Origin of the sequence: Lysinibacillus sp. JNUCC 51 (assembly GCF_015999525.1) — a bacterium.
Lineage (GTDB): Bacteria > Bacillota > Bacilli > Bacillales_A > Planococcaceae > Lysinibacillus > Lysinibacillus xylanilyticus.
The window spans coordinates 2307798-2322836 of sequence record NZ_CP065545.1 but is presented as its reverse complement, the minus strand read 5'-3'; the positions used below and the strand labels follow the sequence as shown (position 1 = coordinate 2322836).

General features: G+C 42.1%; 10 protein-coding genes and 3 rRNA genes. 12 read left to right on the top strand and 1 reads right to left on the bottom strand.

Features of this window, described 5'->3' with window-relative positions; all coding sequences use genetic code 11:
• Positions 1-51: 51 nt before the first annotated feature.
• Complete coding sequence (locus JNUCC51_RS11150; protein WP_337992019.1) at positions 52-900, bottom strand: copper amine oxidase N-terminal domain-containing protein; 849 nt, start codon at positions 898-900, stop codon at positions 52-54.
• 268 nt (positions 901-1168) lie between these two features.
• Here JNUCC51_RS11150 and pabB point away from each other — a divergent pair, with 268 nt between their 5' ends.
• The 12 genes from pabB (at position 1169) to rrf (ending at position 15031) form a co-directional block, all read left to right on the top strand.
• Positions 1169-2578, top strand: coding sequence for an aminodeoxychorismate synthase, component I (gene pabB / locus JNUCC51_RS11145; protein WP_443136986.1), 1410 nt, complete (start codon positions 1169-1171; stop codon positions 2576-2578).
• A complete protein-coding gene (pabA, locus tag JNUCC51_RS11140; RefSeq protein WP_337992018.1) occupies positions 2575-3156 on the top strand; it encodes an aminodeoxychorismate/anthranilate synthase component II in 582 nt (193 codons plus the stop codon). Before pabB ends, pabA begins: the two co-directional genes overlap by 4 nt.
• Positions 3157-3996, top strand: coding sequence for an aminodeoxychorismate lyase (pabC, locus tag JNUCC51_RS11135; protein WP_337992017.1), 840 nt, complete (start codon positions 3157-3159; stop codon positions 3994-3996).
• A gap of 13 nt (positions 3997-4009) precedes the next feature.
• Entirely contained in the window at positions 4010-4864 is an 855-nt protein-coding gene (gene folP / locus JNUCC51_RS11130; protein ID WP_337992016.1) for a dihydropteroate synthase, read from the top strand.
• Positions 4864-5229, top strand: a complete 366-nt coding sequence (gene folB / locus JNUCC51_RS11125) for a dihydroneopterin aldolase (protein WP_049667388.1) — start codon at positions 4864-4866, stop codon at positions 5227-5229. Before folP ends, folB begins: the two co-directional genes overlap by 1 nt.
• On the top strand, positions 5229-5750 hold the full coding sequence (folK, locus tag JNUCC51_RS11120) for a 2-amino-4-hydroxy-6-hydroxymethyldihydropteridine diphosphokinase (protein ID WP_337992015.1): 522 nt from the start codon (positions 5229-5231) through the stop codon (positions 5748-5750). Before folB ends, folK begins: the two co-directional genes overlap by 1 nt.
• Positions 5751-5938: 188 nt before the next feature.
• Positions 5939-6979: a tRNA dihydrouridine synthase DusB gene (gene dusB, locus JNUCC51_RS11115; protein ID WP_337992014.1), complete on the top strand. Its 1041-nt coding sequence runs from the start codon at positions 5939-5941 to the stop codon at positions 6977-6979.
• A 217-nt stretch (positions 6980-7196) separates the two neighbouring features.
• Positions 7197-8699, top strand: coding sequence for a lysine--tRNA ligase (gene lysS, locus JNUCC51_RS11110; protein WP_198516223.1), 1503 nt, complete (start codon positions 7197-7199; stop codon positions 8697-8699).
• Between the two features lie 329 nt (positions 8700-9028).
• Positions 9029-9301, top strand: coding sequence for a hypothetical protein (locus JNUCC51_RS11105; protein WP_100545882.1), 273 nt, complete (start codon positions 9029-9031; stop codon positions 9299-9301).
• Between the two features lie 836 nt (positions 9302-10137).
• A 16S ribosomal RNA gene (locus tag JNUCC51_RS11100) occupies positions 10138-11689 on the top strand.
• Positions 11690-11870: 181 nt separating this feature from the next.
• Positions 11871-14798 (top strand): 23S ribosomal RNA (locus JNUCC51_RS11095).
• A 117-nt stretch (positions 14799-14915) separates the two neighbouring features.
• Positions 14916-15031: ribosomal RNA gene (rrf, locus tag JNUCC51_RS11090) — 5S ribosomal RNA — on the top strand.
• Together the 16S, 23S and 5S rRNA genes form the textbook arrangement of a ribosomal RNA operon.
• Positions 15032-15039: the final 8 nt, after the last annotated feature.

Sequence of the window (15039 nt, the reverse complement as noted above, 5' to 3'; positions counted from 1 at the left end):
TAACTAACATCTATGGAGCAGTTCAAAAAAATATAATTAGAATAGACTTCACTAAAGAACTGTATTACTTAAGACTTTTACGAAGCCATTGTTAGTGGCAGTTTCAATTAATTGATTAATAGATTCACGTGCTTTAACAGTGGATGAATACCATTTATCTGCAGTAACATCATGAATTAATATTTTTGGGTATCCTTTCAATTCTTCTTCCGGGAAGGGCCCATTTAAAGAATAAACGTCAAACTGTTGAATGCTTTTATTTTCATAACTCATAAAATTATATTGCCCATTCAAATAATAGGAACCCGGATCGTCTAAATTAATCTGCGATGAATAGTCAGCAGGGGCATCAACAACTTTTCCTTTATTTTCAGTGAAAACTTTATATAAGGCTTTATTATAGGTGTTCCCTTGGATCTGCTGTACGATCCCACCCATTGTCATGTGGTATTCATATTGAGTAGCTTTTACTTTTACATTGTTTATAAGCAATGGCGCAGTATCCACTGTTACTGTGGAATTTTGATAATTGACCTGACAACCAAAAGTCTCTGCAATGAATCGAATAGGAACAAATAGTCTATTGTTCTTTAAATACGGTTTGACATCAAGCAACTCTGTTTTACCGTTTTTTATAACGGTGTTGCTATTCGGTTGTAACGTTATCTGCATTTTGTTATTCGTTAGTGTTACTTTGGAGTCTTGCCAATTTACTGTTGCTCCTAAATTTTCGCTGATAACACGCAAAGGCACCATTGTTCGATTATTCTTAGTTTCTGGTGCCGCATCTGAAGTAACGACAACACCATCGATCTTAATTGTACTATTTGCCGCATATGCAGGTAGAGAAGTCAGCGTGAGGATCATTGCAAGGAAAATTCCTGAAAAAATCTTCTTCATTGTGTAACAGCTCCTTTTTATAAAATAAGCATACATAATTAGTAAATATTTCTATTTAATATTAATATAGCAAAAGCCACTCTTTTAGACAATTTATAAAGTTAAAATACATATTTTTTTTGGGGGTCAAAAGACACTTGTGGCTGACGCTACATAAAACAATTGCTAAAAGGGTTTAATTTTATATGGTAATTGAAAAATATTCGCTTCAAAACAATATTCAAGTTAAGATGGAATCACATCATATGACTTAAAGGGGAATAGCAACTTGAAGACAATACTGACTAAAACAATATCGATGGATGCAGACTCATTTTTTTATAGTTATAAGAAGCAAACAGAAGCAGAACAAGCACATGTATTTTTAGAAAGTGGACGCGGAGGAAATTTTACAATAGCTGCTTGGAATCCGCTGGCCATAGCACGATCAATCGAGAATGGTTTACTTGTAAATTGGAGAAATGGTGAGACTCAAAATTTAAACGGTGAACCACTTGCGTTGTTAGAGAAATTAGTGGAGAACTATCACATTTCATATAATTCTGAGCTTCCGGTTTTTCAAGGTGGGGCTATCGGTTTTGTGGCATACGATTACGCTCGTAAAATTGAAGTGTTACCCAATACTGCTGTAGATGATTTACAAATACCAGAGATCTATTTTTATATTTTTGATTGCTGGGCAGTACACGATGTGAAAACAAATAAAGTAACACTTATGAAGCTAGAAGACTGTAATGTGAATTTGGAAGAATGGGCTAATGTGTGGCAAGAGGCCGCGCAAGAGGGATTGCTTACACGTAAATTTGAAAAAACAAGCGCTGTAGAAATAGTGAATGACGAAAGTGAATTGTTAGTATCATTTGCTGGGACTGCCTTTGAGGAAGCGGTAAGTAAAATCCAAACATACATAGCGCAAGGCGATGTATTTCAAGTGAATTTGTCGGTACGTCAATCCAAAAAGTTAAACGCAACTGCAATGGATGTTTATGAAGCGTTACGTGCATTTAATCCTTCACCTTACATGGCTTATATAGAAGCGCCTGACTTTGCTGTCGTTTCTGGTTCACCTGAGCTTTTGGTGAAGCGTCACGGTAATGAGTTGTCTACTCGACCAATCGCTGGTACACGACCAAGAGGGAAATCTGAGGCAGAGGACTTAGCGTTAGCGCAGGAATTGATTGATAACGATAAGGAACGTGCTGAACATGTTATGCTTGTTGATTTAGAGCGTAATGATTTAGGGAGAGTATCTACATATGGGACTGTTGAAGTAGATGAGTTTATGGTGATTGAACGCTATTCACACGTGATGCACATTGTTTCCAATGTACGAGGAGAAATAGCTGAAGGGAAAACGAATGCAGATGTTATCCGTGCCATGTTCCCAGGAGGAACAATAACAGGTGCACCTAAAATTCGTACGATGGAGATTATTGAAGAATTAGAACCTGTAAGACGAGGATTATACACTGGTTCAATTGGCTGGTTAGGCTTCACAGGTGATATGGAGTTTAATATTGTTATTCGTACGGCATTTGTTAAAGATGGAGTAGCGCATATTCAGGCAGGGGCAGGCATTGTTATTGATTCTGTACCGGAAAGAGAATACCAGGAATCTTTAAATAAAGCGAAGGCGATGTGGCAGGCAAAGGCAATGGCAGAGGAGCGAGCAAAATGATTTTAATGATTGATAACTACGATTCTTTTACGTATAACCTTGTACAGTATTTTGGGGAATTTGGTCATGAATTAGTGGTAAAAAGAAACGATGCATTAACGGTGAAAGATATTGAGCAGCTTGCACCAGATATGATTGTCATTTCACCAGGCCCGTGTAGCCCGAATGAAGCGGGTGAAAGTCTGAACATTATTAAGTATTTCGCGGGAAATATTCCGATTTTAGGCGTTTGTCTTGGCCATCAAGCCATTGCCCAAGTATTCGGAGGGAATGTTGTACGAGCTGAGCGTTTGATGCATGGCAAAACATCACCTGTGCTTCATGCTGAAATAGGTTTGCATAAGGGGATGCCAAATCCATTTGCAGCTACTCGTTACCACTCCTTAATTGTAGAGAAGGAATCGTTACCGGCATGTTTTGAAGTGACGGCATGGACAGAAGAAGGAGAAATTATGGGCATTCGTCATAAGGACTATCCAATTGAGGGAGTGCAGTACCATCCTGAATCGATTATGACAGAGCAAGGTAAAAAGCTTCTACGCCAGTTTATAGATTTGTATGTTGAGGGAGCGAAGTAAATGCTGTGCTGGATGAATGGAGATTACGAAGCGGCGCAGGATTTGCGCATTTCACCATTTGATCATGGATTTTTATACGGGTTAGGCTTTTTTGAAACGTTTCGAACGTATAAGGGAAAGGTATTTTGTTGGGAAGCGCATATGGAAAGGTTGCAAACCGCACTTTCTCAATATCGTATTCATATGCCGTATACCGAAGAGGATTTACTTAATGTTGTTCAGCGATTAAATGAACAGGACGACGGACAGGATGGATATTTCCGAATAAATGTCTCAGCTGGAGAGCATAGTATCGGTTTACAGCCTACTGAATATAGACAACCGAATGTTATTGTTTTTCGCAAAGAATTACATGACACACCTCGAGGTATGGAAAAAACCGCACAGTGGCTTGTAACACCGCGTAATACTCCTGAAAAAGGGCTTCGAGTGAAATCGCACCATTATGGCAATAACGTTCTTGGGCGTTTTGAGATGCCATCTTTGGCGCAACAAGAGGGCTTCTTTTTAACGGAAAATGGTTTTGTTGCTGAAGGTGTAACATCAAATATCTTTTGGGTGAAAGATGATATACTATATACGCCTTCCTTAGAGACTGGTATTTTACCTGGAATTATCCGAGCGTGGGTAATTAAGCGAGCGCAATCTCGAGGGATTAAGGTAAGAGAAGGTTTCTTTACTAAAAAGGATGTAGAGCAAAGTTCAGAGTGCTTTATTACTAACTCTATACAAGAGCTTGTTCCAATTCTTAAATTAGAGAGCAAGCAGTTATTAGGCAATAAAGGGCCTGTTTATTCGTGTTTACATGAAGCATTTGTCGATGAAGTGGAACAAGAATAGAAGGAGAGTTAACATGCTAGAAAAATATACAACACCATTAACTATTAACGGTATCACGTTAGACTATACAGCAGAAACTTTTGTAATGGGTATTTTAAATGTCACACCAGATTCATTTTCAGATGGAGGAAAATACAATAACGTTGAAGCTGCTGTTGCACAAGCGAAAAAAATGGTAGCTGAAGGCGCTAAAATTATTGACGTTGGCGGAGAATCAACACGCCCGGGTTATGAACGTATTTCCGATGAAGATGAAATTGCACGAATTGTACCAGTTATTCAAGCTTTAGTAGCCGAAGTGCCAGCAGTTATATCGGTTGATACGTATAAAGCGAATGTAGCTCGTGCAGCCATTGAAGCCGGTGCACATATTATTAATGATATTTGGGGAGCGCAAGCCGAACCTGAGATCGCTCATGTTGCTGCAGACTTAAATGTACCGATTATTTTAATGCATAATCGAGACAACACTGATTATGGTGCTAACTTCTGGATGGCGGCAAAGGCCGACTTAGAGAAGAGTATTACTATTGCTAGGGATGCGGGTATACCAGATAGCCATATTATTTTAGATCCGGGCATAGGCTTTGCGAAAACTACCGCTCAAAATATAGAAATGATGCAGCATTTAGATGACTTAGTTGCAATGGGTTATCCTGTTTTGCTAGCAACTTCACGTAAATCAATGATTGGAAATGTCTTAAAGCTACCGGTTGAGGAGCGTTTAGAAGGAACTGGAGCAACAGTTGTTTACGGTATTGAAAAAGGCTGCCATATGATTCGTGTGCATGATGTAAAGGAAATGGCGCGAGCTACTCATATGGCTGATATTTTAGTTGGTAAGCGTATTTATAAGGAGGAAGCGTGATGGACTATATTCATTTAAAGGATATGCAGTTTTACGGCTATCATGGTGTGTTAGCAGCGGAAACAACACTCGGCCAACGCTTCCGTGCCAATGTTTCACTTGCTGTAGATATGACAAAGGCTGGAGAGACTGATGACCTAAATCATACGGTAAACTATGCAGAGGTTTATGCGTTATGCCGTGACATCGTAGAAGGAGAGCCGTTCAAGCTTATTGAAGCACTTGTATCCAAAATAGCAAACAGTATTTTAGAGACATACTCAGAAAAGGTTAAGGGTGTTCGCGTGGAGCTTATTAAACCAGACCCGCCAATCCATGGTTATTATAAAGAAGTATCGGTAGAGGTAACGAGAGGTGATTTCTAATGAATGATGTGTATTTATCAATCGGTACAAATATGGGAGATCGATTTGAAAACTTACAAGATGCTGTTACCCTTTTAAAAGGCAAAGAGGAAATTGAAGTTGTACACATTTCTTCTGTTTATGAAACAGCTGCTGTAGGCTACACTGACCAAGCAGATTTTTTAAATATTGCTGTTCATATTAAAACGAGTTATTCATCTTCCGATATGCTAAAAATTTGCCAATGGGTTGAAAGTGAACTTGGGCGTGTTCGTGAATTTCGATGGGGCCCTCGAATCATAGACCTTGACATTCTACTGTACAATCACGAAAATATTGAAACAGAGAGCTTAATTGTTCCACATCCAAGAATGTTCGAGCGAGCTTTCGTATTAGTACCACTAATAGAAATTACGCCTGCACCAGTTGGAAAACAACTGCAAAGGGCACATGATATAATGCGACAGATGGATTGTGAAAAAGAAGGCGTAAATTTATGGCTTGCATCAGTAGAGCTAAAAATTATGCAGTCTGTTAATTAAGTTTTTAATCTGGTAGTCAAAGATTATTGTTGTATTGATTGCCTATAACTTATGTCAGTGGGTATCCAAACATCCGCTTAAAGCATCTGGGCGCAGGTTATACCTAGGCATAATTGATTTGCATAGCATTAACGATAGATATTTATATAGAGGAATAGTTGAAAACCTCTAGAAGGAGGAAAACAACGTTGAGTCAGACAACTGAGAAGCCGTTTCAAATTGGCGATATAGTCATGGACAACCGTGTCGTATTAGCACCAATGGCAGGAATCTGTAACTCTGCTTTCCGTTTAACTGTTAAGGAGTTCGGAGCAGGGCTAGTATATGCAGAAATGATTAGTGATAAAGGGATTGTCCAGAAGAATGCAAAAACACTAGGCATGCTTTATATCGATGAGCGTGAAAATCCACTTTCATTGCAAATTTTTGGTGGTGATAAGACAACACTAGTGGAAGCGGCCAAGTATGTAGATGAAAACACAAATGCAGATATTATCGATATTAATATGGGCTGCCCAGTTAATAAGATTATTAAATGTGAAGCGGGTGCCCGTTTACTTTTAGATCCGAATAAATTATATGAAATGGTAGCAGCTGTTGTAGATGCAGTAAAAAAACCTGTCAGCGTAAAAATGCGTATTGGTTGGGATGACGAGCATATCTTTGCTGTTGAGAACGCACAAGCTGTCGAACGTGCTGGTGCTTCAGCAGTAGCTGTTCACGGACGTACACGTGTACAAATGTACGAAGGAAAAGCAAATTGGGATTACATCCGTCAAGTGAAAGAAAATGTGAAAATTCCTGTGCTCGGTAATGGTGATGTAGAAACTCCTCAAGATGCAAAACGTATGCTTGATACTACTGGGGTGGATGCAGTAATGATTGGACGCGCGGCTTTAGGTAATCCATGGATGATTTATCGTACAGTTCAATACCTTGAAACTGGTGAGCTAAAGGAAGAGCCAAGTGTACGTGAAAAAATCGATGTGTGCTTGCTTCACTTTGAACGCCTTATGCAATTAAAGGGAGAATCTGTGGCGGTACGTGAAATGCGTAAACATGCTTCGTGGTATTTAAAAGGTATTCGTGGTAATGGTAAAGCACGTAAAGCGATTAACCAAACGGAAACTGCGGTAGAGCTTCGTGCGCTATTAAATGGAATTGTACAAGACTATGAAGAGCTTGAATCTAAATTAATAGTACCAGAAGCGAAACAATTAGTTCTTTAACTTCTTACAGCCTTATTCCCGAGGTATAATTGATTACATTGAAGAGACGTCTCACCGTTTGTTATGAGACGTCTTTTTTTCTGCTACTTTAATTTTTAGAATTATTAATCATTTCTTCTCTTATGGAAATTAAATCGAAACAGATGATTACAGCAATAAAATTGTGTACAATAGAAATATTATGGACGTAAACGCAACGCGGACAATTTAATAAGGAGTGAAACAAGTGTCAAACATAGAAGAATTAAATGATCAGCTTTTGGTGAGACGCCAAAAAATGACGGCTATTCGAGAAAATGGTCAAGATCCATTTGGTAGTCGTTTTGAACGTACGCATTTATCAACAGAAGTACGTGAACAATTTGCAGATCAAACGAAAGAGCAGCTAGAGGAAAACCTTCAAGAAGTAATTATTGCGGGTCGTATTATGACGAAACGCGGTAAGGGGAAAGCTGGCTTTGCACATATTCAAGATTTAGGTGGCCAAATTCAAATTTACGTTCGTCAGGATCATGTTGGCGAAGAAGCATATGAATTATTTAAACAAGCTGACCTAGGCGATATCGTAGGGATTCGTGGTAATGTATTCCGCACACAAGTAGGAGAGCTTTCAGTAAAAGCTGAAGGATTTACATTCCTATCAAAAGCTCTACGCCCTATGCCTGAAAAGTTCCATGGCTTACAAGATGTTGAGCAACGTTACCGTCAACGTTATTTAGATTTAATGACGAATGAGGATAGTAAAACAACATTCATTACGCGTTCTAAAATTATCCGTGCTATTCGCAATTATTTAGATAATGCAGGATATTTAGAAGTAGAAACACCAATGCTTCATACAATTGCTGGTGGTGCGGCGGCTCGTCCGTTTATTACACACCATAATGCACTTGATATGGAATTATATATGCGTATTGCAATCGAGCTGCATTTGAAACGTCTAATTGTTGGTGGACTAGAGAAAGTATATGAAATTGGTCGTGTTTTCCGAAACGAAGGGATTTCAACACGCCACAACCCTGAATTCACAATGATAGAGCTGTATGAAGCTTATGCGGATTACAAAGATATTATGTCTCTAACTGAAAACCTTATTGCTCATGTAGCTCAAGAGGTTTTAGGTACTACTACAGTTCAATACGGTGAAGATGAAATTAATCTTGCTGTAGGATGGAAACGAGTTCATATGGTAGATGCAGTAAAAGAAGCTACAGGTGTAGACTTCTGGCAACCTATGACTAAGGAACAAGCTCAAGCGCTTGCTAAAGAGCATGGAGTAGAAGTTAAAGAAACACATGAAGTAGGGCATATTATTAATGAGTTCTTCGAACAAAAGATTGAGGAGACTCTTGTTCAGCCTACTTTTGTTTATGGTCATCCAGTAGAAATCTCACCTCTAGCAAAGAAAAATCCAGAGGACGAGCGTTTCACAGACCGTTTCGAACTATTTATCGTTCGACGCGAGCATGCAAATGCCTTTACAGAACTAAATGATCCTATTGACCAACGTGAGCGCTTTGAAGCTCAGTTAGCTGAAAAAGCAGCTGGTAATGATGAAGCACACGAAATGGACAATGATTTCATTGAAGCATTAGAATACGGTATGCCTCCAACAGGTGGATTAGGTATTGGTATCGACCGTTTAATCATGCTTCTTACAAATTCACCATCAATTCGCGACGTATTATTATTCCCAACGATGCGTCATACTACTAAATAGTAGTTTTAATTTCTTTCAGCATTCATCTCCCGCCTCTATAGATGGTGAGATGAATGTTGGTTTAAGTTATTTTTCAGCGGGTTTACAAACTGAAAGATAGCTTTATTAAAAGGTTATCTTGAAAAGGCAGGAGTCGAGGTGTAGAAAAAGCACTAAGACTCCTGTTTTGTATCTTCTACAATGAAATAGTAAATATTTAATAGTTTTAATTAGAAAGAATTAAGTAGAGTATTTAAATGATGATTGAATATAAGGTATACTTTTAGAGTTCTATAATTTGCAGATTAAATAGAAATAGACATTATCAAAAGTTTTATTGGAGGCTTATAATGAATTATAAAATCTTTAACAAACAAGTATTTGAACAAGCACAAGTACGCTCAGTTTCAGATGTCCTGTTAACTGAGGAAGAGCTTGAACATGGTATGAAATTGGCGGTTTCTAAGTCAGATCCAACTCTTACTTTATATTTAGTGGATTTAAACGGTCAGAAGAAATTCGATGTCCGTTGGGATGATTCATCTGAAATTTTCAGTGGCTGGTATTCTGCGTGGGATAATTTCACTTGGTGCTTAGATGTAGCTGATAAAGAAAATAATTAAGATTGGTTGAATTTTAGATTTAAGTTTTTTCTTTAACTTCTTTCAATTTTGGATGCTGCGTTTGAAAAGGGAATATTATTGTATCTTATTATGATTTCTTTTTTCTTGTTTTCTGTAGCGGAACAATAAGGTTAAAAAAGTAACAACATGAATAAGTAGGAGTCGAGGTGCAAGTGAACACTTTGGCTCCTTTTTTCGTGGCCGAGTATTTGCTAGGGTAATTGCGGGTTCAGATGTGTTTTTGATATCTTCGATGCTTTACCAATGGGAGTTTTAGAAAGTATCTTTGAAAAAAGCCCTATTTTTGATACTCTTCTTATTTAGTTTGTTGAGATTTATGAGAAAGAGATGTATAGTAAAACAAATATAGTGATAGCTAGAAGATTATAAGAATTATTTAGTGCTCGAAAAATCGTAAAATAGCTCACTGATTCTATATTTATAAAAAAAGATAATTTTATAGTAAAAAACACTTGCGGTTATATCGGAATCATGATAAATTATTACTTGTCGTTAAGACAACGCAAGAAACGAAACGGATTCAAAGAAACATTAAATAAAGATGTTGACATTGAAAACGTAGAGTGATATTATATAAGAGTTGTTGCTTTTGAAGAAGTGAAAAAAGCTTCTAAAAAAGAGTTGACAATGAAAATGAAAAATGTTATACTGTAAAAGTTGTTGAAACAAAACAACAACGAAATGAACCTTGAAAACTGAACAAGCAAAACGTAATCAATAAAGTTTTTAGTAGCTAACCTTGAGTTAGTAAAAGAAACAAAATTTGGACATCAAACATGATGCCAGCAAAACAATTTGAGCTAATCAAATTTCTTTTTATGGAGAGTTTGATCCTGGCTCAGGACGAACGCTGGCGGCGTGCCTAATACATGCAAGTCGAGCGAACAGAGAAGGAGCTTGCTCCTTCGACGTTAGCGGCGGACGGGTGAGTAACACGTGGGCAACCTACCTTGTAGTTTGGGATAACTCCGGGAAACCGGGGCTAATACCGAATAATCTATTTTGCTTCATGGCGAAATACTGAAAGACGGTTTCGGCTGTCGCTATAAGATGGGCCCGCGGCGCATTAGCTAGTTGGTGAGGTAACGGCTCACCAAGGCGACGATGCGTAGCCGACCTGAGAGGGTGATCGGCCACACTGGGACTGAGACACGGCCCAGACTCCTACGGGAGGCAGCAGTAGGGAATCTTCCACAATGGGCGAAAGCCTGATGGAGCAACGCCGCGTGAGTGAAGAAGGTTTTCGGATCGTAAAACTCTGTTGTAAGGGAAGAACAAGTACAGTAGTAACTGGCTGTACCTTGACGGTACCTTATTAGAAAGCCACGGCTAACTACGTGCCAGCAGCCGCGGTAATACGTAGGTGGCAAGCGTTGTCCGGAATTATTGGGCGTAAAGCGCGCGCAGGCGGTCCTTTAAGTCTGATGTGAAAGCCCACGGCTCAACCGTGGAGGGTCATTGGAAACTGGGGGACTTGAGTGCAGAAGAGGAAAGTGGAATTCCAAGTGTAGCGGTGAAATGCGTAGAGATTTGGAGGAACACCAGTGGCGAAGGCGACTTTCTGGTCTGTAACTGACGCTGAGGCGCGAAAGCGTGGGGAGCAAACAGGATTAGATACCCTGGTAGTCCACGCCGTAAACGATGAGTGCTAAGTGTTAGGGGGTTTCCGCCCCTTAGTGCTGCAGCTAACGCATTAAGCACTCCGCCTGGGGAGTACGGTCGCAAGACTGAAACTCAAAGGAATTGACGGGGGCCCGCACAAGCGGTGGAGCATGTGGTTTAATTCGAAGCAACGCGAAGAACCTTACCAGGTCTTGACATCCCGTTGACCACTGTAGAGATATGGTTTTCCCTTCGGGGACAACGGTGACAGGTGGTGCATGGTTGTCGTCAGCTCGTGTCGTGAGATGTTGGGTTAAGTCCCGCAACGAGCGCAACCCTTGATCTTAGTTGCCATCATTTAGTTGGGCACTCTAAGGTGACTGCCGGTGACAAACCGGAGGAAGGTGGGGATGACGTCAAATCATCATGCCCCTTATGACCTGGGCTACACACGTGCTACAATGGACGATACAAACGGTTGCCAACTCGCGAGAGGGAGCTAATCCGATAAAGTCGTTCTCAGTTCGGATTGTAGGCTGCAACTCGCCTACATGAAGCCGGAATCGCTAGTAATCGCGGATCAGCATGCCGCGGTGAATACGTTCCCGGGCCTTGTACACACCGCCCGTCACACCACGAGAGTTTGTAACACCCGAAGTCGGTGGGGTAACCTTTTGGAGCCAGCCGCCGAAGGTGGGATAGATGATTGGGGTGAAGTCGTAACAAGGTAGCCGTATCGGAAGGTGCGGCTGGATCACCTCCTTTCTAAGGATATTTTCGGAATACAAACCTAGGGTTTGTAAGATTACGTTTTGCGTTCAGTTTTGAAGGTTCATTCTTACGAATGAAATACTTCAAAACTTGTTCTTTGAAAACTGGATAAAACGACATTGAAATTGTAACAAACACATTTATTTTTTAAGTTTTTTTATAGGCTTAATAACTTGGTTAAGTTATTAAGGGCGCACGGCGAATGCCTTGGCACTAGGAGCCGATGAAGGACGGCACTAACACCGATATGCTTCGGGGAGCTGTAAGTGAGCTTTGATCCGGAGATTTCCGAATGGGGGAACCCACTACGTTTAATCGCGTAGTATCTTGACGTGAATACATAGCGTCTTGAAGGCAGACCCAGGGAACTGAAACATCTAAGTACCTGGAGGAAGAGAAAGAAAAATCGATTCCCTGAGTAGCGGCGAGCGAAACGGGAAGAGCCCAAACCAAGAGGCTTGCCTCTTGGGGTTGTAGGACACTCTATACGGAGTTACAAAAGAGCGAGTTAGATGAAGCGACTTGGAAAGGTCCGCCAGAGCAGGTAAAAGCCCTGTAGTCGAAAGTTCGTTCTCTCCTGAGTGGATCCTGAGTACGGCGGAACACGTGAAATTCCGTCGGAATCCGGGAGGACCATCTCCCAAGGCTAAATACTACCTAGTGACCGATAGTGAACCAGTACCGTGAGGGAAAGGTGAAAAGCACCCCGGGAGGGGAGTGAAAGAGATCCTGAAACCGTGTGCCTACAAGTAGTTAGAGCCCGTTAATGGGTGATAGCGTGCCTTTTGTAGAATGAACCGGCGAGTTACGATTACGTGCAAGGTTAAGCTTTAGAAGGCGGAGCCGCAGCGAAAGCGAGTCTGAATAGGGCGAAATAGTACGTGGTCGTAGACCCGAAACCAGGTGATCTACCCATGTCCAGGGTGAAGGTGAGGTAACACTTACTGGAGGCCCGAACCCACGCACGTTGAAAAGTGCGGGGATGAGGTGTGGGTAGCGGAGAAATTCCAATCGAACTTGGAGATAGCTGGTTCTCTCCGAAATAGCTTTAGGGCTAGCCTCGTGATGAGAATACTGGAGGTAGAGCACTGTTTGGACTAGGGGGCCATCCCGGTTTACCGAATTCAGACAAACTCCGAATGCCAGATATTTATACACGGGAGTCAGACTGCGAGTGATAAGATCCGTAGTCAAAAGGGAAACAGCCCAGACCACCAGCTAAGGTCCCAAAGTAATCGTTAAGTGGAAAAGGATGTGGCGTTGCACAGACAACCAGGATGTTGGCTTAGAAGCAGCCATCATTTAAAGAGTGCGTAATAGCTCACTGGTCGAGTGACGCTGCGCCGAAAATGTATCGGGGCTAAACGATTCACCGAAGCTGTGGATTGACATCTACGATGTCAGTGGTAGGAGAGCGTTCTAAGTGCGTTGAAGTCAGATCGGAAGGACTGGTGGAGCGCTTAGAAGTGAGAATGCCGGTATGAGTAGCGAAAGACGGGTGAGAATCCCGTCCACCGTATGACTAAGGTTTCCTGAGGAAGGCTCGTCCGCTCAGGGTTAGTCGGGACCTAAGCCGAGGCCGATAGGCGTAGGCGATGGACAACAGGTTGATATTCCTGTACCACCTCCTCACCGTTTGAGAAATGGGGGGACGCAGTAGGATAGGGTAAGCGCGCTGTTGGATATGCGCGTCCAAGCAGTAAGGCGTGTGTGTAGGCAAATCCGCACACTGTAACGTTGAGCTGTGATGGCGAGTCCGTATGGACGAAGTTCCTGATTTCACACTGCCAAGAAAAGCCTCTATCGAGGTGAGAGGTGCCCGTACCGCAAACCGACACAGGTAGTCGAGGAGAGAATCCTAAGGTGTGCGAGAGAACTCTCGTTAAGGAACTCGGCAAAATGACCCCGTAACTTCGGGAGAAGGGGTGCTCTTGAGCGTGCAAGCGCATGAGAGCCGCAGTGAATAGGCCCAGGCGACTGTTTAGCAAAAACACAGGTCTCTGCAAAACCGTAAGGTGACGTATAGGGGCTGACGCCTGCCCGGTGCTGGAAGGTTAAGAGGAGTGGTTAGCGCAAGCGAAGCTGCGAATTGAAGCCCCAGTAAACGGCGGCCGTAACTATAACGGTCCTAAGGTAGCGAAATTCCTTGTCGGGTAAGTTCCGACCCGCACGAAAGGCGTAACGATCTGGGCACTGTCTCAACGAGAGACTCGGTGAAATTATAGTACCTGTGAAGATGCAGGTTACCCGCGACAGGACGGAAAGACCCCGTGGAGCTTTACTGTAGCCTGATATTGAATTTTGGTACAACTTGTACAGGATAGGTAGGAGCCAGAGATCTCGGAGCGCCAGCTTCGAAGGAGGCGTCGGTGGGATACTACCCTGGTTGTATTGAAATTCTAACCCATGCCCCTTAGCGGGGCAGGAGACAGTGTCAGGCGGACAGTTTGACTGGGGCGGTCGCCTCCTAAAAGGTAACGGAGGCGCCCAAAGGTTCCCTCAGAATGGTTGGAAATCATTCGTAGAGTGTAAAGGCACAAGGGAGCTTGACTGCGAGACCTACAAGTCGAGCAGGGTCGAAAGACGGGCTTAGTGATCCGGTGGTTCCGCATGGAAGGGCCATCGCTCAACGGATAAAAGCTACCCCGGGGATAACAGGCTTATCTCCCCCAAGAGTCCACATCGACGGGGAGGTTTGGCACCTCGATGTCGGCTCATCGCATCCTGGGGCTGTAGTCGGTCCCAAGGGTTGGGCTGTTCGCCCATTAAAGCGGTACGCGAGCTGGGTTCAGAACGTCGTGAGACAGTTCGGTCCCTATCCGTCGTGGGCGTAGGAAATTTGAGAGGAGCTGTCCTTAGTACGAGAGGACCGGGATGGACACACCGCTGGTGTACCAGTTGTCTTGCCAAAGGCATCGCTGGGTAGCTATGTGTGGACGGGATAAGTGCTGAAAGCATCTAAGCATGAAGCCCCCCTCAAGATGAGATTTCCCATTACGCAAGTAAGTAAGATCCCTCAAAGACGATGAGGTAGATAGGTTCGAGGTGGAAGTGTGGTGACACATGGAGCTGACGAATACTAATCGATCGAGGACTTAACCAAAACGTTTGAAACATTCAATGCACCGTTTATCCAGTTTTGAAAGAACAAGAAAGTTTTTTTAAAAAAAGCTTGCAATTATAACAAAATGTGTTATAATAAATCTTGTCTTTAAAATAGTCTAGTGATGATGGCAAAGAGGTCACACCCGTTCCCATACCGAACACGGAAGTTAAGCTCTTTAGCGCCGATGGTAGTTGGGGGCTTCCCCCTGTGAGAGTAGGACGTCGCTAGGCATATTACC